This window comes from Aequorivita lipolytica, from assembly GCF_007997135.1.
Taxonomy (GTDB): domain Bacteria; phylum Bacteroidota; class Bacteroidia; order Flavobacteriales; family Flavobacteriaceae; genus Aequorivita; species Aequorivita lipolytica.
Genome location: NZ_VORU01000003.1, coordinates 95,161 through 113,616, shown reverse-complemented (window position 1 = coordinate 113,616; position 18,456 = coordinate 95,161). Strand labels below are relative to the sequence as shown.

20 protein-coding genes are annotated in these 18,456 nt (G+C 37.7%); 3 read left to right on the top strand and 17 right to left on the bottom strand.

From position 1 onward, the window contains the following. Positions 1–62: 62 nt before the first annotated feature. The 8 genes from ESV24_RS05185 to ESV24_RS05150 form a co-directional block, all read right to left on the bottom strand. Positions 63–995, bottom strand: a complete 933-nt coding sequence (locus ESV24_RS05185) for a nuclear transport factor 2 family protein (protein ID WP_111814716.1) — start codon at positions 993–995, stop codon at positions 63–65. A 37-nt stretch (positions 996–1,032) separates the two neighbouring features. After that, positions 1,033–1,971 carry an NAD-dependent epimerase/dehydratase family protein gene (locus tag ESV24_RS05180; RefSeq protein WP_111814718.1) on the bottom strand — a complete coding sequence of 313 codons (939 nt, stop codon included), beginning with the start codon at positions 1,969–1,971 and terminating at the stop codon, positions 1,033–1,035. A 117-nt stretch (positions 1,972–2,088) separates the two neighbouring features. Next, positions 2,089–2,619 (bottom strand): nuclear transport factor 2 family protein, encoded by a 531-nt coding sequence (locus ESV24_RS05175; protein ID WP_111814720.1) that lies wholly within the window; start codon positions 2,617–2,619, stop codon positions 2,089–2,091. A gap of 62 nt (positions 2,620–2,681) precedes the next feature. After that, positions 2,682–3,008, bottom strand: a complete 327-nt coding sequence (locus ESV24_RS05170; protein ID WP_111814722.1) for a hypothetical protein — start codon at positions 3,006–3,008, stop codon at positions 2,682–2,684. A gap of 42 nt (positions 3,009–3,050) precedes the next feature. Next, a complete protein-coding gene (locus tag ESV24_RS05165) occupies positions 3,051–3,530 on the bottom strand; it encodes a M15 family metallopeptidase (protein ID WP_111814724.1) in 480 nt (159 codons plus the stop codon). A gap of 241 nt (positions 3,531–3,771) precedes the next feature. Then, positions 3,772–4,536 carry a LytR/AlgR family response regulator transcription factor gene (locus ESV24_RS05160; protein WP_111814726.1) on the bottom strand — a complete coding sequence of 255 codons (765 nt, stop codon included), beginning with the start codon at positions 4,534–4,536 and terminating at the stop codon, positions 3,772–3,774. Continuing rightward, the gene (locus tag ESV24_RS05155; RefSeq protein ID WP_111814728.1) at positions 4,536–6,422 is read right to left on the bottom strand and encodes a tetratricopeptide repeat-containing sensor histidine kinase; all 1,887 of its coding nucleotides are present in this window, start codon (positions 6,420–6,422) and stop codon (positions 4,536–4,538) included. Before ESV24_RS05155 ends, ESV24_RS05160 begins: the two co-directional genes overlap by 1 nt. 72 nt (positions 6,423–6,494) lie before the next feature. After that, positions 6,495–7,115: a tetratricopeptide repeat protein gene (locus ESV24_RS05150; RefSeq protein WP_111814730.1), complete on the bottom strand. Its 621-nt coding sequence runs from the start codon at positions 7,113–7,115 to the stop codon at positions 6,495–6,497. Between the two features lie 276 nt (positions 7,116–7,391). Here ESV24_RS05150 and ESV24_RS05145 point away from each other — a divergent pair, with 276 nt between their 5' ends. After that, complete coding sequence (locus tag ESV24_RS05145) at positions 7,392–8,666, top strand: DEAD/DEAH box helicase (RefSeq protein ID WP_111814733.1); 1,275 nt, start codon at positions 7,392–7,394, stop codon at positions 8,664–8,666. A 268-nt stretch (positions 8,667–8,934) separates the two neighbouring features. Beyond that, a complete protein-coding gene (locus ESV24_RS05140; RefSeq protein ID WP_111814734.1) occupies positions 8,935–10,110 on the top strand; it encodes a GNAT family protein in 1,176 nt (391 codons plus the stop codon). A 387-nt stretch (positions 10,111–10,497) separates the two neighbouring features. On the opposite strand, the gene ESV24_RS05130 is transcribed toward ESV24_RS05140, so the two are convergent. From ESV24_RS05130 to ESV24_RS05115, 4 genes are all read right to left on the bottom strand, one after another. Next, the gene (locus ESV24_RS05130) at positions 10,498–11,073 is read right to left on the bottom strand and encodes a chemotaxis protein CheB (RefSeq protein ID WP_111814735.1); all 576 of its coding nucleotides are present in this window, start codon (positions 11,071–11,073) and stop codon (positions 10,498–10,500) included. 6 nt (positions 11,074–11,079) lie between these two features. Then, the gene (kaiC, locus tag ESV24_RS05125; protein ID WP_111814737.1) at positions 11,080–12,597 is read right to left on the bottom strand and encodes a circadian clock protein KaiC; all 1,518 of its coding nucleotides are present in this window, start codon (positions 12,595–12,597) and stop codon (positions 11,080–11,082) included. Positions 12,598–12,874: 277 nt separating this feature from the next. After that, positions 12,875–13,381 carry a hypothetical protein gene (locus ESV24_RS05120; protein WP_111814739.1) on the bottom strand — a complete coding sequence of 169 codons (507 nt, stop codon included), beginning with the start codon at positions 13,379–13,381 and terminating at the stop codon, positions 12,875–12,877. A 169-nt stretch (positions 13,382–13,550) separates the two neighbouring features. Further along, positions 13,551–14,102, bottom strand: a complete 552-nt coding sequence (locus ESV24_RS05115) for an STM3941 family protein (RefSeq protein ID WP_111814741.1) — start codon at positions 14,100–14,102, stop codon at positions 13,551–13,553. Positions 14,103–14,293: 191 nt separating this feature from the next. On the opposite strand from ESV24_RS05115, the gene ESV24_RS05110 reads away from it, so the two are divergent. Continuing rightward, positions 14,294–14,764 (top strand): GtrA family protein, encoded by a 471-nt coding sequence (locus tag ESV24_RS05110; protein WP_111814743.1) that lies wholly within the window; start codon positions 14,294–14,296, stop codon positions 14,762–14,764. A 172-nt stretch (positions 14,765–14,936) separates the two neighbouring features. On the opposite strand, the gene arsB is transcribed toward ESV24_RS05110, so the two are convergent. The 5 genes from arsB to ESV24_RS05085 all read right to left on the bottom strand — a co-directional run bounded on the left by arsB (position 14,937) and on the right by ESV24_RS05085 (position 18,443). Next, positions 14,937–15,995 (bottom strand): ACR3 family arsenite efflux transporter, encoded by a 1,059-nt coding sequence (gene arsB, locus ESV24_RS05105; RefSeq protein ID WP_111814746.1) that lies wholly within the window; start codon positions 15,993–15,995, stop codon positions 14,937–14,939. 1 nt (position 15,996) lies between these two features. Further along, positions 15,997–16,626, bottom strand: a complete 630-nt coding sequence (locus ESV24_RS05100) for an arsenate-mycothiol transferase ArsC (RefSeq protein ID WP_111814748.1) — start codon at positions 16,624–16,626, stop codon at positions 15,997–15,999. Continuing rightward, positions 16,626–17,516, bottom strand: a complete 891-nt coding sequence (locus ESV24_RS05095) for an arsenite methyltransferase (protein ID WP_111814750.1) — start codon at positions 17,514–17,516, stop codon at positions 16,626–16,628. Before ESV24_RS05095 ends, ESV24_RS05100 begins: the two co-directional genes overlap by 1 nt. Before the next feature lie 45 nt (positions 17,517–17,561). Beyond that, a complete protein-coding gene (locus ESV24_RS05090) occupies positions 17,562–17,891 on the bottom strand; it encodes an ArsR/SmtB family transcription factor (protein ID WP_111814752.1) in 330 nt (109 codons plus the stop codon). Positions 17,892–17,987: 96 nt separating this feature from the next. Continuing rightward, complete coding sequence (locus ESV24_RS05085; protein WP_111814754.1) at positions 17,988–18,443, bottom strand: GNAT family N-acetyltransferase; 456 nt, start codon at positions 18,441–18,443, stop codon at positions 17,988–17,990. Positions 18,444–18,456: the final 13 nt, after the last annotated feature.

Sequence of the window (18,456 nt, the reverse complement as noted above, 5' to 3'; positions counted from 1 at the left end):
AGGCGGAAACGGGTTAGTATTAAAGTGTTTTACTTAATAAACAGGGGAGTTATTAAGAGATTTTAATCCAATAATTTCGCGTTGTAGTAAGCTGTTTCAGAAGTTATTTTTCCTTCATCATTGAATTCCGTCGTGTAAAAAATGGGCAGTACAATTGCTTTTTTGTCAGATTTGCGGATGAAGTTGATATTCCACCAAGATTGTACTAAACCTAAATTGCCCATTTCATATTTCAAATAATCTGGATAGCCTACCATATCTATACTGGCAACGTCATATTTCTCCAGAATATTTTTGTCCATCACTTTTTGTTCTGTTAAGGAAATGCTTTCCATGGTGGGTGAACTGGAATCTATGAACTGTACATCTTTATCATAAAAACTGTAAGCTTTGTCCCAGTCATTAAACTCTATGGCATACATCATTTTCCGAACAGTGTTGATGTTTTCGTGATGGTTATAGATGGTACCGTTCTTCCTATCCGAATAACTTTGGCGAATTTCTGATCCAATATTGTCGTTGCTATAGGTTATAATGGTTTGTATTTTATTGTTTTTATTCACAACAAACAATCGGTGCATAGGTTGGTTAACCTTAACTCCTGTTTTATTTTGCACACCTTTAATGTCTTCCCAGGTTTGTACCCACACCACATCTTTTTGGTTATCGTCTTTATATTCTAAAGCATCGGGATAAGCTCCAGGGGAGCGGCTTATAGAAAAATAATCGAGGTTGTTATTCCAGCTTTTAGCCGAATTAGAAAATGCAGCTTTGTCCTGCCCCTTGTCATTTGGGTTGATGCTCGTGCCGTTGTATGCCTTAAAATCATCGGATAGATAACCGGCTACCTTGTCTGTGTCTCCACTAACAAAGGCTTGGGTCATGGCCTCCACTGTGGTAATGGCCGGATGGTCACTGTAAATAGTTCCGTTCTTTTTTTGTGCTGTGGAAATGAATGCTATTAGCATCATTGCCGAAATAATAATTGTCTTCATTGTATAGTTATTTATTTGGTTAATATTCTGTTTTATTTTACTTGGAATAGTTATTTAATGTCTCTTGAACAGGGCCGAATTTCATCCCCAATTCTTTTTGTGCCATTCCATTCTTATAAATAATGGATGGATTATTTTTTGGTGATTCGTGGTTTAGCATCAAGCTCAAGTCTGAAACGGGATAGCTTTCACTGCTCAACAAATAATTTTTGCCGTGCAATCCTGAAATGGTCGCAGCTTTAAAAATAGCTTCGGCTACATCTTCTACATCTACAATGGCCATCTCAGCATTGGTGTCATAGAGCATTTGTACAAATGGATTGGGAGCAATTTTATTTTTGAACAGAAATTGCAACCCTGTAGAGGTGGAATCTTCTCGAGTAGAAAGGGATTTTCCCATTACCCCAACTGGCGAGACAGAAGTGATTTCAAAGGATAAGTTTGGGTGCTTTGAAATAAATTTTTCCACGGCTTGGTTGGCAAGAAATTTGGCCTGTGCATACGGATGACTTTCCTCGCTCATAAAGGGCTTGTCATTTTCACTAAAGGTATCGTGGGGTGTTTTTCCACCTGCGGGCATCGGAAAATTTGTATTATACGCCGCAACGGAAGCAATTATAACAACCTTTTCAATGGATGGGGTTTCACTTACCGCCGTCAAGAAATTCTCCGTTCCTTTAATGGTTGGGTCAAAAAGTTCTTTTTGCGGATCTTTTACGTCAAGCTGAAATGGTGTACCCCCGTGAATTACAATTTCGCAATCGCTGATGAAGTCTTTCAAGGTTTCTAAATCTTCCACTTTCAATGCGCTGATGTTGAGGTTGTCCGAATTTTCAAGATTGAAAAGATGTTTGTATTTTTCACTCTTTTTGATATCGGTAACGGATACTTTTACACTGTATCCTTCTTCTAAAAATTTCTTTGTGGTGTGGCTTCCTATAAACCCAGAACCACCTATGATGCCTACTGTTTTCATCTTTAGTGCCCGAGAAGTCGGGTAACTTTTTAATTAATTTCTTTGGGATATTTTAATAAAGACCCAACGGGTTGATTGCCTCCTCACTTGCAATGCCCGTTAGGTCTGGGGGAAAAATTATTCTTCGGGTACGGCCGTTTCACCCGGCACACTTTGCTCGGAGTATTGCATCTCCTGCATATCTGTCATGATTTCTGAAAGATCCCAATAGCCATCTTCTCTAACAATTTTTCCGTCAACAAATTGAGCTGTAATGTGAGCCGGAATTACGTACGTTTTGTTATTCGCCAATAATGTAGCTTCCCATATGCCCCAAAAGTTTACCCAAGTTTGACCTTTATCGGTAATTACCATTTCATATTCAACACTTTCTGGTTGATACTTCCACGAAGCGAAAAGCCCGGCGTCTTCTTTGCCCATTGTTATTTCCTGCTCAATGGTTTTCGCATCTTTCATTGTTACATTGTTCAATATTTTTGCAGTATCTGCATAATGGCTTGCCAAAGATTCCCAATCGCGATTTTCGTAATCAGCAATTACTTTTTTATAAGTGTCTATTTCTGGTGATTGCTGAGTGTAACGTGTTTGCTGTTTTTCACAGGCTGTAAAAAGGACTATTGTAAGTCCTAAAAAGAGTAGTTTTTTCATATTTTTTAATATTTAAATTGGTTAGTTAATTATTAGTTTATTCAGTTTGACCGTATCTGGATTTAACGCTTATTATTTTTTGAAATGAATGCTATTGAACTAAGTTCATTAGTTGTGTAATTCAACGTGTCAATCTTTATCTCCGATGAATTTAAAGGGAGATTTTTTGAAATATATTTTACTTTTTCTTGTAATTCTTCCAAGTCGGAGATAATTATTGATATATCCAAAAGTCCAAGTTCGGTAACGATTTTTTGCTTCATTGAGGAGGGATCATTTACTGGGTAATGAGTGTCAATTTCTGGCGATTGTTGGGTATACCGCTTTTCTTGTTTTTCACAAGCTGTAAAAAGGACCATTGCAAATCCTATAAGAAATAGACTTTTCATAATTTAGTTGGTTCATAATGAATGAAGCTTAAGTGTAAAAAACTAAGAAATTAGTTCTTTCGACTTTACCTGAAAATGCATCCAATCGTAATTTTTTTCTCTTCCCAAAGATTCAAAGCCGTGTTTGTAAAAAATATCAATCATGGGTTTGTACTCCGGTTTTGCAAAGCTTGCAGTTTCTGAGGTAGCTCTCAGTGGATTGTTTTCAGGGTCTAAATCTACGGCAACACCCCAGCTGTGTCGAGACCAATCTGAACCACCCCGCATTTGCCTATAGTTAAAGCATCCGCCAAATAGGTCAAGTCCCAGTTCCTGAATTTTTTCCATTCCGTAATGCTCAAGTATTTCGTTGAATATATTGGTTAGCTGGTCTGCCACGTTTATATGGCAGCGCATGCGGTTTACGGTTACCCGCTTATCCCAAGCCAGTTTCATTGGGTAAGGCAATTTGATGGTCACTAAATAGGATCCTTCCTGATCGGGTGCTCCGAATTCCTTTTTTAATTCTGTAGTTGAAATCATAATATTAAAATTTATTGGTTTAGACCAAAGTACCTGAATTAAGGCATTGAAAACAAACCAGTTAGGATGAAGGGTATGTTTTTCTGTCCGAAGACAAGCATTTACTTGCCGAAATGTACTTTTGAAAAATAGTTGAGTACCTTGAAATGAAGAAATATTCTTAAATCATTGAATTTGAGGGATTCTAAGATAAATGCCAACCAAATATTGATGCAATTTACAAACTGGCAGTTACTGTAGCTTAAATAGTTTGCAGGCGTTTAAGAAGTTCCGTGCGCATCACTTTGCTCATCGGGATTGCTTTTTTCGAAATAACAACATGCGTTCCCGCTACCTCATCTATTTGGGAAAGATTGATGATATACGAACGATGAATTCTCAGGAAATGGTTTTGCGGAAGTTTTTCGTCAATATCTTTTAGGGTCATCACCAATAGATATTCTCTGTTCTGCGAAAAGATGCGGCAATAGTTGCGGTCTGCTTCAATATAGTAGATGTCTTTAATATCTATTTTCAGCATCTTCTCATTATGGCGCACGAAAATGCGGTCGTTCAATATGAAATCTGTAGCGTTTCCGTTGGTTGCTATAGTGTCATTGCTAATTTTACCAATGTCCGAAGCGTTTTCCAATGAAATTCTATCAACGGTTAATTCTATAGCGCGCTGTAGATCTAGTTTTTTGAAGGGTTTTGAGATAAAAGCATACGGATGCGTTTCCTTGGCACGGCTAAAATGTGCATCATCTGCATTTGCGGTTAAATAGATGATAGGTATGTTATATTGCTTTTCAATTTCCTTGGCGGTTTCAATGCCATCCATTTTGCCTTTTAACTGAATGTCCATCAAAACAATATCTGGTTTTTCAATTTTTATGTGTGAAAGTGCTTCTTCCCCGCGAGGAAGAATACCTATTACCTCATAGTTCAATTCAGTTAATTGTAATGAAATATTTGCTGCAATTATCATTTCATCTTCAACAATTAATATTTTCACGGCTTTCTCCATCAGGCGGTTTTAAAGTTTTTGAAATTGAAAAAAACCGTAGTTCCGTTTGTATATTCTTCAGAAATAGTTCCGTTTAATTGCTGGGTAAGTAGTTGTATCAATTGTGTGCCGAAGCCAGTGCCCTTTGGTTTTAAACCTACTGTTTTGCCAATACCGTTGTCTGAAACTTTTAAGAATAACCCATCGTTTTCTTTTTTAAGGCTGATGTTTATTTGTCCTTTTTCGCCTTCGGGGAAAGCGTATTTTAAGGCATTGGTTAAAAGTTCGTTCACTATCAATCCTATAGGTACAGCTGTGTCCACATCTAAATCTAAGTTATCCATGGCACATTCAATTTTCACTTTTTGCTCTGCGTTAAACGTGTCTAAAACACCTTCGCCCAAATTGATGAAATAATCCTTCATTTCAATACTGCCCAAGTTTTCGCCTTGATACAATTTTTGGTGAATAATGCCCATACTCTGAACGCGGTTTTGGCTGGCGAGCATTGCTTCTTTGCTGGCACCATCTTCTAGTTTTGCAGATTGTAGCGCAATGAGGCTCTTCACCATTTCCAGATTGTTTTTTACACGGTGGTGTATTTCTTTCAGCAGTAATTCATTTTGTTTGTTTTTGGCGTCAAGTTCAATATTCAATAAAGAAAGTGATTTCCGTTTTTTGCGAATGTTCTTCAGCGTGAAATACATTCCGAAGAGAATAATACCAAGCAGTCCCGCGATACCAATATAGAGCCACTGTGTTTTGCGCTGTTGCGAAATCTTTGCCTGCTGGTCCAGAATTTCGATATCCTTTTTGGCGGTTTCATACTTCACTTGTAGTTCGCTTTCCTGTCGTGCAATGATAGTGCTCAGGTATTCTGCATGGCCTTGTTGGTATAGCTCGTGATATTCCAGAGCATTTTTATAATCACCCAATTCACTATAAATATTGGAAACGTGCATATAGTTTTCCCAAAGATTTTTGGTGTTGCCTATGCGTTTCATAATTTCTATAGCCCGAAGATTGTAAGGTAATGCTTCGGCATATTTTCCTTGTAAAATATAAACGTGGCCAATATTTGCAGTAGGCGGCATCATATAACGGGTAAAACCTATTTTTTCAGCACCGTTATAACAGCGGTTATAATCTTCAATTGCCTCGTCAAAGCGTTCCATATATTTATAAATATTACCTCTACCATTGTAGCAGGCCAAAAGTGGTGGTCCGTTTTCGCCAATCTTTTTATATAAAGCTATGGCGCGGTTCATATTAGCCAAACTTTCATCAAGATTGCCTAAAAACAATTGATTCTCAGAGAGCCTTCTGTATGATAGCGCCAAGTCTTCTTCATAACCGTTTTTCTCCTGAATTGCGATTGCTTTTTTGCAATATTCTGCACCTTCGGCGTAACTGTCTGAATAATAAAGGAGGTCGCTTATTTTTGTATAGCACTGAGCAATTCCGCGTTGGTCGCCCATTTTTTCGTAGAGCGCCAATGCTTTATAGACTGTTTCGGAACCTTTGTCATATTCTGCACTTCCGCTATAATTTACTACTAATAAAAGATAGGTATCTGCCAGAGCTTTGGACATTTCCTGTTTTTTGTAAACAGCAATAGCTTTTTGTAAAGTAACAATTGAAGAGTCTAGCACGGTATGGTCTTCGTGCCATTTTGCCAAATCAATGTACGTCTTTCCAAGGGTTTCAAAATCATTACTCTCTTTGGAAAGCTGAATTGTTTTCTTGAAATTAGCGTACTCCAAAAGGGTATCTTTCGTTATTTGGAGATTTTTTTCGCTCTCTAATAAAGAGGTTTTTAATGTGTCTTCTTGTGTTTGGGAAGGAGTTTGAGGAAGACTGCTCCACGAAACGCAAGCTAATACTACAATGAGTAATAGTCGTTTCATCACTATAATGATTGATTGTTAGTTGCTTATAAATATAGGGAGTTTTTTTTAGTTACAACCGTATTATTCCCCCTAGTGCAGAAATATTGCTTTTACAGCTTTCACATCTATGTTTTCTGGAAATTGTTTTTCCAGCTTATCAATCAATTTTTTGCCTACTGCACAGTCTTCAAATTCATATTGGCACCGATAAGCATACCCTAATGCTAATCTGTAATTTGCGCCAAAATCATTTGGATAAAGTTTTACTGCGTTTTTATATTGAAATATGGCATTGTACCAATCTCTTTTTTCCAGCCACGCATCACCATCGCTTAAATAGAAAAGATATTTTTCTTTGTTGTTTTTCTCAATATCCAGTGGTGCAACCTGTTCCATTTTTGGAAATCCGAAACTGAAATTATTGAAAGTAAAATAAAGTGTAAAACAAATTAATGGTAAGCCAAGCGATAGCAGAAGTATAAAATTCCGCGTCTCTCTTTTTCTTTTTAGTCTTATTTTATACCTTACTTCTAACAGTTGTTTTCCACTTGCTTTTTTTATGTTGAAGGAATCACCAACGGCGTTGTAATATTCGTTTTTGATGGAGCTGTAGTTGCGATTTTTAAAATAAGATCTCTTTGCAGGAAGCAGATTTTTATTGTTGCGAAGGGTAACAATCATATGGTTTATACTTCCAAAGCCTCCTAACATAGCAGTTGTTATTGTTTGATTTCCAATTATACTGTTTTTTTGGCAATTCTGCAGATTTAAATATAAAATCGTCCACGCAGAAAAATAGCCGTATCTTCGCCGCTTATTAAAACCGTCTTCTTAGTTTTAATGGTTTTTCAAAAAACCGAAATCTAAAAGCGCCGCGATATACTATCTCCAAGCGCAGCGGTCTAAAAAAATACAAAGCGTAAAGTTTCCAGATTCTAAAAATCGAAGAATCCAAAAGCGAAGCGCTTCCAACAATCTAAATAAAATATGTCATTTAAATCACTTGGGCTGTCCGATGCCCTGCTGAAAGCAATCAGCAAAAAAGGATATGAAACGCCTTCGGCAATTCAACAAAAAGCAATTCCATTAATTTTAGAAGGAAAAGATGTGTTAGCCTCTGCCCAGACGGGAAGCGGAAAAACCGCTGGTTTTGCACTACCTATGCTTCAAATACTGAGCAACGAACCTACTTTGCGCCAACGGCCCGTTCGCGCATTGATACTTACCCCGACCCGCGAACTCGCAGCCCAAGTGCAGGATGAGTTTAGGGAATACAGCGAATTTACAGACCTGCGTTCCACCGTTATTTTTGGTGGGGTTGGTGCGAATCCACAGATTAAAGCATTGCGAAATGGGGTGGATATTCTGGTAGCAACGCCCGGACGTTTGTTGGACTTAGTTGATCAACGCGCGCTTACGCTTTCAAAAGTGGAAATCCTTGTTTTGGACGAAGCCGATAGAATGCTCGATATGGGCTTTCTTCGCGATATTAAAAAGATACTTGCGTTACTTCCTTCCAAAAGACAGAATCTGCTTTTCTCGGCAACCTTTTCAAAAGAAATAAAAAAACTGGCAGGTGACTTTCTTCACCATCCAGTTTTGGTGGAAGCTACACCTCAGAATACAACCGTTGAAAAAATTGAACAAACCGTTTACCGTGTCGATAAAGCTCAAAAAACAGATCTAATCATAAAACTTATTTCCGAAGGAAATTGGCAACAGGTTTTAGTTTTTACAAGAACCAAGCACGGAGCCAACCGTTTAAGTGAAAAGCTGGAAAAGGCAAAAATCACTTCTGCAGCAATCCACGGAAACAAAAGTCAGGGCGCGCGAACAAGAGCTCTTTCCGGATTTAAAGAAGGAAAAGTACGTGTTTTGGTTGCGACTGATATTGCAGCCCGCGGACTAGACATTCCATTATTGCCGCATGTTATCAATTTTGAATTGCCAAATATATCTGAAGATTACGTTCACCGAATTGGAAGAACAGGTAGGGCAGGAGCCAGTGGCGAAGCGCTTTCTTTAGTAAGTTTAGACGAAGTTGGCTACTTAAAGGATATTGAAAAACTGATAGGCGAACGCCTTCAGCCCAAAACTCTTACAGACTTTGAACTCACTGAAACCATGGCCGATGTAAAAGCTGCCGAAGAAGAAAAAAAGCAGCAAAAAGCACAACGCCACAGTCGTGGACGGAATTCCCAACCTAAGAAATCCAACCATTCCCAAAGTCAAAATAGCGGCAGGAATAGAGGTAGAAGATAGTATTTCTAGCTTCTGATTTCCACGTTCAAAACAATACCGTCTTTTTATACGCAATCGAAATATATCGAAAGTTGTAAAATGACGGTATTCTTGTTTCAACTATCGCCTAATTTTTTGCAATAAAATTTTTAGTAAGATGCAATTTGATTGGTTTAAATATTGAAACAATGAAAACCGCGCTATAAAAACCAAGAGACAATCTGTAACGTATCTTCTACAATCCATACCAATAACTGTCACTATCTTTATATCTGAATTAACTTTTTTTATGCCGAACAGTATTTCTGAAAACATTGTTTTTTTTCAATCAATAACTGAAATTCCACAATCGCATTGGTGCGAAGTTGTACATAGTAATCAGGTTTATCTTTCCTTACCCTATTTAAAGTCTTTAGAAGAAACTTTGTTGCATACTATAAAACCAATTTACCTTTTGGTATATAATACCGAAGGGATTCCAATTGTGGCGGGTATGTTTCAAATTGCAACTTTTACTTATAAAAAGGCGACACAACAAAATGTGTTCATAAAACTGTTTCAGGATTGCCGGAATGAGGACGATAGCTTTTCTATAAAAGGCTTAGTTTGTGGAAATATTTTTGCAACTGGAGAACACGGATTTGCTTATACCGAAAAGATTTCAAAGCAAAATACAATTGCGTTGCTAGCAAAAGCCGCGAAGAAAATTCAAAAGGACGCCCGTTGGGAAGATTTGTTTAAGGTTATTCTTTTTAAGGAATTTTGGCCTGAATCTTCAAAAAGCGCTACAGTTTTGGAAGATTATAAATACAGGCCTTTTCAAGCCGATGTGAATATGGTTTTATCAATGCATCCTGCTTGGAAAACATTTGCCAACTATCTGCAAAGTATGAAAGCCAAGTATCGCACCAAAGCGAACAGTGCCTATAAAAAATCAGAAACCCTTTCCATTCGTACCCTTTCTTCGGAAGAAATAGCTGAACAGCAAAACAATATTCAGCAATTGTTTTCCAATGTTCTCAATAAATCTGAATACCGTTATGGCGAAAACTATCCTGCTTCTTTTGCGGCTTTAAAGGAAAGTCTGGGCGATCTGTTTATTTGCAAAGGGGTTTTTTTGAATGCTGAATTGATTGCTTTTAGCACCGCTTTTGTGAATGGCGATGCTTTGGAAGCAAATTATGTGGGCATTGATTATGAATACAATACTGAATATGCGGTTTATGAACGCTTGTTGTACGATTATGTGGAAGAAGCCATCACACTAAAAGTTTCGGAATTGCATTTAGGCCGCACCAGCGAGCTGATAAAAAGTGCCGTTGGCGCAGCGCCAGTTGCAATGACGCTTTATGCGCGACATACTTCAAAGATTAAAAATGTATTACTAAAACCTGTTTTGGAAAATATTGAGCCCAGTACGTTTGAGTTGCGGAGACCTTTTGGTGATAAGCTTTTGGGGGAATAAAAATGGGTTAGGTTTTATTTTTCTTCTTTTAAAGAACGGGATTAGTGCTTTTCATAGGACTCGGTGTTGGCATTAGTTTTTATTCTTCATTTGCATTTGGTAAAGGTCAAAATCTTTTGCCCAAAAATCCTTACTTTTACCACAAAACCTGATTTGAAAAACTAAATTTCCATTAACCACAAAACTGTCTTTGGAACACGACCGCGAAGCTGCACCGAAGGTAAACCCCGACTTTTGGGTAGCTGCTGTTAGCGGTTCGTGCTTTTTCTCCTGTCATGTTTCAATTGTCAAAACATTTTAATTCCTCTTATAGCTCATTCAAAAAACTGAACTTTATTTTGGTCTGTTTTACATGTACTCAAGACTTTCGGGTTTTGTAAATCGTTTTTAAGTTTCAAGCGCAGCTGCCAGGCTTTTTAGCTTATCTGGAATTTTATTAACTGGTAAAACAAAATCAACGCAACCTGCTGCCTGAGCACTGAGCGGCATGTTGCCAACTTCGGCAGACGAGTCTTGAGCAAAGGTTTTTCCTCCGTTGGCTTTGATCTGCTTGCAGCCCTCAGTGCCATCGCCATCATACCCGGAAAGAATAATGCCCACCGCACGAACACCCATTGCCTCTGCAAGAGAAATGAAAAATAAATCAACCTGTTTGTTCCTGCCAGTCCGAGGAGAAATTAATTTAAGCTTAAAATTTTCCACAGTAAGATCTGAGTCCGGAGGCATTACATAAACATGATTCGTATGGATCGACATCCCATCAGAAGCCAAGAGGACTGACATTTCAGTGTGCCTCGACAGTATTCTAGTTAACTGACTATGGGCCGTGGGCATCATGTGAGAAATAACAACAAAGGCCATTCCTGTATCAGGCGGCATTGCATCCAGCAGTCCTCGGTATGCGTTAAGTGCGCCGGCTGAGCCACCAATTCCTACAATGTATAATGGTTGAACGGTTTTCATTGAGTGTTATTTATTTTTTTTATTCTCAGCAACATTCTTATCAAAATTCTTTTTCTCATTTCGGTTAAAAGTAGATTCATCATAAGGCGTCACGCTTATTCCATCATCGCTCATAGTAAATTTGTGCACATCCTTATTATGGTTAGTGCCACGAGATTTCACAATGAATACTTCACGGGTGCGTCTTCTGCCCTCATCATCTTCTACCATTCTCACAACAATCCAGGTGTCAATCAGAGATGAAACTCCTATTTCGCCACTCGTATTACTTTTAAAGTTTGCAGAAACAAGGCTTGTAAAAAAGGTAGTGATGCCCTTTGATTTAAAGAGGTCAATCATACGGGTAAGCATCGATGAAACTTCACGCTCATCGCCTTCTCCAATAAGACTTGTGAGTGAGTCTACCACAACAGCTTTTGGTTTGAAACTATCAACGAGCTTATAAATATTCAGTAGATGCATCTCCAAACCAAGAAAGGAAGGTCTGATAGCCACAATCTTTAAGAGTCCTTTTTTTATCCATGGCGCAAAATCAATGCCGATTGATTTCATATTTTGAGTAAGTTGCCCTGCTGATTCTTCATAAGAATAGAGAAGACAGCGTTCCCCACGTTTACAACTTTCAACTGCGAATGCCGCCCCAAAACTTGTTTTTCCGCAGCCCGCAGTGCCCGAAGCCAGTATAGTACTGCCTTTGGTAAAACCTTTACCTGTGAACAATTTATCTAACGATGGAATCCCTGACGAAACCCGCTTGTCTGTGCCCGGTTGTTCAAGTCCGGCGGACGTGATGGGAATTACTGAAAGCCCTTGATCATCTATTACAAATGGATATTCGCTTGTTCCATGACGTGACCCCCTGTATTTAATGACACGAACTCTACGGGTGGCAATTTCGTCTTTGACTCTGTTATCCAGCAGAATAATGCAATCAGAGATATATTCCTCCAGCCCATGACGTGTATAAGATCCGGTTTTTGCGGCCTCGCCTGTAAAGATTGCCGTGACTTTTTTTTCTTTAAGCCATCGGAAAAGTCTTTTTATCTCTAAGCGAAGAATGCCAAGATCTGTAATACCCGCAAAAAGAGATTCAATAGAATCTAAAACAACACGTTTGGCACCGATAGAATCAATGGCATCTTCCAAACGAACGAATAGCCCCTCAAGATTAAAGTCGATTTCCTCAATGTCCTTGCGCTCTAAAATAACATGTTCGAGCACAATTTTTTTCTGCGACACAAGCGCTGCCAAATCCATATTGAGCGAAGCCACGTTTTTATAGAGTTCTTCTTCTGTCTCTTCAAATGACATGAGAATCCCCGGTTCGTTATAATCGGATGCACCGTTGATTAGAAAATCAACCCCAAACAGCGTTTTTCCGGAGCCTGGATTGCCGGAAACCAACGTGGATCCATTTTTCGGAAGCCCGCCTTCGGTAATTTCGTCGAAACCTTTGATGCCGGTAGGGCATTTGAGTAATTTAATACGCTTGGCAGTAATTTTTTCTTTTGTAGTTTTTGCCATATTGATAGTCCTTTTAATTAAGATAGAGTTTCCATAGATTTTTTTTCAAGCTGAATTTAATAAATTATTAATACTGTTGATATTAATGGGGTGTTAATTGTTTAGATATTAATATTTCCTGAATCGCCACGGCATGACCGTTAACGAGTTTTTATAAGATTTGTGCGACTTAAAAATCGGAGATTTTTCGGACGTAGCAAATCGTTTGTTGAATGTTTGTCGGTTTGTACTAGTTCAAATTTAAGCATAAATTTTATGAGGTGTTGTGTGTAGTTTTTTACCATTTATTCGAGTTACAAATTATCGTTTTGTTGTTATCCATAAATAGTATTTCATAATTTTTAAATCCATAATCTTTTACTAGAATCTTTTCTATTCTAGTATCTTGAAACTGTGAAAGTAAAAACTCGTTTTCTGGAGTTTCCAAGTACATTTTATTCTCTTTAAATCCTTTGTCTTGGAGTTCTTTGTGCGTCAAGTCAAAGTCATTTTCGGCTAGTTCAATTGTGTATGAGATATTATAATCTCCGAAATTGAAAATTGAATTAGAGCCTTTTTTCTCAATCAGTTTAGCTGAATTAGGAAGTTGTAAATTTGTTTTTTCCTTGTAATCATTTAGGTAAAAATTGTTAGTCGGATAAAAATCACGAAACAAGAAGTAAGAGAAAATTAGAAATAAAAAACTAGTAATTATTATTGAGGTTCTCTTGGTCGTTTTTTTCTTTAGGAATTTATGAATCATCCAAATCAAAACAAGTGGTATTCCGATAAAGATTAAAGTCATTATGACTATCGTTAAAACGTAAAATAAGTCCACTCTTTTTGTTTTTTAGTAATTACACACAACGTTGATGTATATGAGCTGTGGCGTGTTAAAGCACGAACCTCTCCAAATATAAACTGGCTTTGGGAAATCCATAAATTTTCCAAATAGGCACAGACCAAGCCATAGCTTATATACGGTGTTGTAGTGCGTTTTTTTCGTACTGTTTTTCAATTATTTCCCATACTTCTTTAAAATCAGCTTTTAATGAATTGGCGGTTATACTAATTGGTGAACCATATTTATTATAATTCGCTTTCATCGCCATTTTTCCGATTCCGTTTTTTTTAAGCCCAATATAGTGTTCGGGATTAGAAACGTCTATCATAACAAACTTTTGGTTAACTACTTCTAAAACTCTAATTCCGATAATATCCGTCCATTTTACTAATCCGATGCTCGTAGCATTTGAGTTGTCCGTAATTCCATTTTTGTCGATTATTAAACCAAACTTTTTGTCAAATACTTTTTTAAAGATAAAAAACGAAAAAATTCCAAAAAGTGCAACACCAATGATTCCAACTACTCTTATCAATTCAGGACTTCTGTAGCGAAAAACAGAAACTTTAAAATTTTCAGGGTCGATAGCCAACCAAAATCCTAATAAAACGAAGGTTATAGCTCCTAAAAACAGTAATAGAATTTTGTTTTTACTCAATGGAATTTCAATATTTTCATTCATTTGACGCGGTTTTTTTTAAATGCACTACAACACGTGTATATACGCAAGTTCTTAAAATTCTATTACGTCTATCCCACAAATGTGCGAAAGTTGTGTAACCCAAATATAAGTTTTTTAAAAGCAATTTTTAGCTTAAAGCCTACAGCATAAAGCCTAAAGCTTTTTCAGTACATTTGCCCGCAATTCAAAACATGAAAAACGGTATCACCAAATTTATTGACACCTTCTATTTTTTATTCCGGCGCTGGCTGCCACTAAAAACCTATCGGTATGCGGTGTGTGGGGGAAGTAATTTGGTGTTTGATATCTGCTTGTATTTTATTTTCTACCACTTTATTTTCGCCAAACAGAATATCGAATTGTATTTTGTGGTGTTGAGTCCACACATTGCTTCTCTGTTTTTTGTGTTTCCCATTACCTTCACCACAGGCTTTTTATTGAATAGGTTTATCACATTTGAAGATTCAACCCTACCGTGGAAAGTTCAGATTTTTAGATATTTTGTTGTGGGGATGGGTTCGTTACTGTTGAGTTATATCTGCATGAAAATCTTGGTGGATGTGCTGGAATTTTACCCTACGCCATCCCGATTTTTAACTGTGATAATCACGGTTATTTACAGCTATTTGCTTCAGAATAGATTCAGTTTTAGGGTGACTTAGGAAACAAAAGTTGCAAAAGTTCAGTACTCTTATAAAAATCTTCACAATGATTCCGGAGCATTTCCTTTAATTTGTGAAAAGATAAAACGAAGAAATGATGTTTGGGAATTTACTATTCCTTTTTTCGATACTGGACAAAAAGTTCAGCGGCATAAACCACAAACTCACAGATTCACAAACTCACAGATTCACCCCTCCCAAAATACTTCTTCCGCAACCAAAATGACACCCGAACCAATAAAATAAGTGCCGGAACTTCCACTAAAGGACCAATAACTCCCGTAAAAGCTTGTCCGGAATTCAAGCCAAAAACGGCTATGGCCACGGCGATAGCCAATTCAAAGTTGTTGCCAGCTGCAGTAAAGGCTATGGAAGCGGTTTTGTCATAGGTTGTACCCATAGCTTTTGAAAAGAAGAATCCTATAAGAAACATTAAAATGAAATAAATCAACAACGGAACTGCAATAAGCAGCACATCCATTGGGATTTCCACAATCATTTCTCCTTTTAAAGAGAACATCACTACAATAGTAAATAGCAGTGCAATAAGTGTAATTGGCGAAATGGCAGGAATAAACTTGGTTGTGTACCATTCTTCACCTTTCCAAGGCACCAGAATCACCCTGCTCAAAATGCCAAGTACAAATGGAACACCTAAATAAATTGCCACACTTTCGGCAATCGTAGCTATGGAAATGTCAACAATAGCGCCTTCAAACCCAAAATAGGGAGGCAGTACGGTAATAAAAAGCCAAGCGTAGAAACTATATGCAAACACCTGGAAAATACTGTTGAGCGCTACCAAACCTGCGCCATATTCACTACTTCCTTCTGCAAGGTCGTTCCATACCAAAACCATGGCTATGCAACGGGCAAGGCCAATTAAAATAAGCCCTACCATATATTCGGGGTAATCCCGAAGAAAGGTTATTGCGAGTACAAACATTAGCACGGGACCGATAATCCAGTTTAACACCAAAGAGATAGAAAGCACTTTTACATCCTTAAATACTTTTGGCAAAAGGGCATAATTTACCTTCGCCAGCGGCGGGTACATCATTAAAATTAAACCAATTGCAATAGGGATATTTGTGCTACCGCTATTAAAGGAATTCAACAAATCAGGAAAGGAGGGGACAAAATAACCGATACCCACACCTATAGCCATTGCTATAAAAATCCAAAGGGTTAGATAACTATCTAAAAAACCTAATTTTTTTGATGCTGCCATTTTATAAATCGATTTTTGAGAATATGTATTTCATTTCGGTAGCAATCTGCTCGCTACGGTCTTTATAAATCTGCTGTTGCTGGGGAGTGCCGTCTGAAATTTTTGGGTCTTCATACATTATGGAAATTCGTTTTTCCGATCCAGCAACAAAAGGGCAGCCAGCATCAGCATGTGAACAGGTCATTACTGCAGCAAAACCACTTTTGGGGTTGGAATCGTCGTCATATTTTTTTGAAAAGGCAAGCAAGGAATCTTTGTTAGTGGCGTATGTTATGTGATAGACAGGATTTTCGGCTGAGGTTTCTTTGGAAATTTGAAAGCCAGCTCCTTCCAAAGTTTGCACTACCATTGGGTACACTGCTGTGGCTTCGGTCCCTCCAGAAAAACATGAAATATTTGGTGCGTTGAAGTAAGCCGACATTGCCTGCGCCCAAACCTGCGCCAAATGGCTGCGCCGCGAATTGTGTGTGCAGATAAAGTTAAGAAGAGTGGGTTCGCCTTTTAATGCTTTACGCTTTATATAATCAATCAAAGGTTTAAGCAACCCTTTGCGTTCTTCAGAAAGGGTTGCAGTGCTAAGCTTTTCAATATAATTTTTTAGCTCGTTGAATAAGCCTGGTTTATTTTCCATTAACAACAACCAGAATTAGGAGAACAGCTAGATTCGTTTTCCTGTAAATTAACCATTGTCAGTTTTGGTTTGTCCTTTTTTGTTCCCGGCTTTTCTGCATAAACCGTGATGCTGAAAATTCCCGTGTCTGAATTATTGAAGGTCTTTACTTCTTCTGAAGAAAGGTATTTTTCAAGAATATCATCCGGAATTACAATAGGTTTCTCTTTCTGGATTTGTATATTTTGAAAACCTGCATCTTTTATGAATTGTAAATATTCCACTCTTTGGATTGCACCTGCAACACATCCTGCATACATTTCAGCATCTTCCTTTAAAGCATCGGGAAGGTTTCCAACCAAAACGATATCTGAAATACTAAAATGTCCACCAGGTTTTAACGTCCTGAAAATTTCACCAATTACCATCTGCTTATTCGGCACAAGGTTTAAAACGCAATTACTCACTATTACGTCTGCAGTGTCATCGTTTATAGGCATTGCATCTATATCTCCCTCTCTAAATTCTACATTATTAAAACCCAATTTTTCTGCATTGGCACGTGCTTTTTTAACCATTATTGGCGTAAAATCTATCCCGATGACTTTTCCTTCGCTTCCGGTTTCGTGTCTGGCTACAAAGCAATCATTTCCTGCGCCCGAGCCTAGATCAATTACGGTATCCCCTTTTTTTATTTTGGCGAATTGGGTCGGAAGGCCACAGCCCAATCCTAAATCGGCATCTTCAACATAGCCACCCGTTTCGGAGTAGTCATCCATCATAATGTTATAAACTTTGTTTGAAGGCGTTGTTGCGCCACAGCAGGAAGCAGCGTTTTCAGCTTTACCTTGTTCGGCTATTTTTGCGTAGCGGTCTTTTACTATTTCTTTTAATTCTTGCTCGTTTTTCATTTTTTGAAAATTTTAATGTGTTGTGTAATTAGTTTGTAAATTTTTTTAGCAACAGTTTTCTTTGGAAATGTCTTGATCCAAAAACTGTAGCATCACTTCTTTCATATTGGTCCAGTTATCTTTATCGATGCAATAGCAAATGCTTGTGCCTTCAATATTTCCCTTTATCAAACCAAGGTTTTTCAATTCTTTTAAATGCTGACTGATGGTAGGCTGGGCCAAACCTATTTCTTCCACCAAATCGCCACAAATGCAACTATTAATTTTGAATAAATGTTGAAGAATAGCCACTCGGGCGGGATGTCCAAAAGCTTTGGCAAAAATTGCAATCTGGTTTTGCTGGTCTGTGAAGATTTCCGTTTTTGTGATTCCCATAATCGTAATATATATTTATTGCAATATTACGATGAAAGATTTTATAATAAAAATATTATTGAAGTTTTTATAATTCTTATGGAGATTTTATTTGACTTATTTCAGCAGTTTCTCAAAACAAATACTTTGTTCAACCCCAGCATATTGCCCATAGTTTTCGATAATTTGATAGTCACACTTTTTGTAAAGAGCAATTGCTTCGGGTTGCTTAATACCCGTTTCCAAAATACATTTTGTATTGCCCAACTTCCTAGCCCAAGTCTCCAATTCCTTTAATATTTCAACCGCAATTCCTTTTCCACGATCCTTTAATGGAACATACATTCTTTTCACTTCCATCACTTGTGGTTCAAACTGTTTAATGGCACCGCAGCCAACGGGTATGTTGTTTTCGTTATAAGCTACGACTGCGTATTTTATAGAATCAAGCTTGTTGAATTGGTCATAAAACGCGTGATCTTCACCATCGCGAATGGTAAGATCGGCGTCCAACTGCTTTACAAGTTTTTTAAAGTCTTCGTTTTCTGAATTGGTGCGATTTAATGAAATCATATCTAAATAAAAT

Bases quoted from the DNA above. Each gene is read 5' to 3' on its own strand.
- ESV24_RS05185 (WP_111814716.1), bottom strand. From the start codon at position 995: ATGAAGACAATTATTATTTCGGCAATGATGCTAATAGCATTCATTTCC.
- ESV24_RS05180 (WP_111814718.1), bottom strand. From the start codon at position 1,971: ATGAAAACAGTAGGCATCATAGGTGGTTCTGGGTTTATAGGAAGCCAC.
- ESV24_RS05175 (WP_111814720.1), bottom strand. From the start codon at position 2,619: ATGAAAAAACTACTCTTTTTAGGACTTACAATAGTCCTTTTTACAGCC.
- ESV24_RS05170 (WP_111814722.1), bottom strand. From the start codon at position 3,008: ATGAAAAGTCTATTTCTTATAGGATTTGCAATGGTCCTTTTTACAGCT.
- ESV24_RS05165 (WP_111814724.1), bottom strand. From the start codon at position 3,530: ATGATTTCAACTACAGAATTAAAAAAGGAATTCGGAGCACCCGATCAG.
- ESV24_RS05160 (WP_111814726.1), bottom strand. From the start codon at position 4,536: ATGGAGAAAGCCGTGAAAATATTAATTGTTGAAGATGAAATGATAATT.
- ESV24_RS05155 (WP_111814728.1), bottom strand. From the start codon at position 6,422: ATGAAACGACTATTACTCATTGTAGTATTAGCTTGCGTTTCGTGGAGC.
- ESV24_RS05150 (WP_111814730.1), bottom strand. From the start codon at position 7,115: ATGTTAGGAGGCTTTGGAAGTATAAACCATATGATTGTTACCCTTCGC.
- ESV24_RS05145 (WP_111814733.1), top strand. From the start codon at position 7,392: ATGTCATTTAAATCACTTGGGCTGTCCGATGCCCTGCTGAAAGCAATC.
- ESV24_RS05140 (WP_111814734.1), top strand. From the start codon at position 8,935: ATGCCGAACAGTATTTCTGAAAACATTGTTTTTTTTCAATCAATAACT.
- ESV24_RS05130 (WP_111814735.1), bottom strand. From the start codon at position 11,073: ATGAAAACCGTTCAACCATTATACATTGTAGGAATTGGTGGCTCAGCC.
- kaiC (WP_111814737.1), bottom strand. From the start codon at position 12,597: ATGGCAAAAACTACAAAAGAAAAAATTACTGCCAAGCGTATTAAATTA.
- ESV24_RS05120 (WP_111814739.1), bottom strand. From the start codon at position 13,381: ATGACTTTAATCTTTATCGGAATACCACTTGTTTTGATTTGGATGATT.
- ESV24_RS05115 (WP_111814741.1), bottom strand. From the start codon at position 14,102: ATGAATGAAAATATTGAAATTCCATTGAGTAAAAACAAAATTCTATTA.
- ESV24_RS05110 (WP_111814743.1), top strand. From the start codon at position 14,294: ATGAAAAACGGTATCACCAAATTTATTGACACCTTCTATTTTTTATTC.
- arsB (WP_111814746.1), bottom strand. From the start codon at position 15,995: ATGGCAGCATCAAAAAAATTAGGTTTTTTAGATAGTTATCTAACCCTT.
- ESV24_RS05100 (WP_111814748.1), bottom strand. From the start codon at position 16,626: ATGGAAAATAAACCAGGCTTATTCAACGAGCTAAAAAATTATATTGAA.
- ESV24_RS05095 (WP_111814750.1), bottom strand. From the start codon at position 17,516: ATGAAAAACGAGCAAGAATTAAAAGAAATAGTAAAAGACCGCTACGCA.
- ESV24_RS05090 (WP_111814752.1), bottom strand. From the start codon at position 17,891: ATGGGAATCACAAAAACGGAAATCTTCACAGACCAGCAAAACCAGATT.
- ESV24_RS05085 (WP_111814754.1), bottom strand. From the start codon at position 18,443: ATGATTTCATTAAATCGCACCAATTCAGAAAACGAAGACTTTAAAAAA.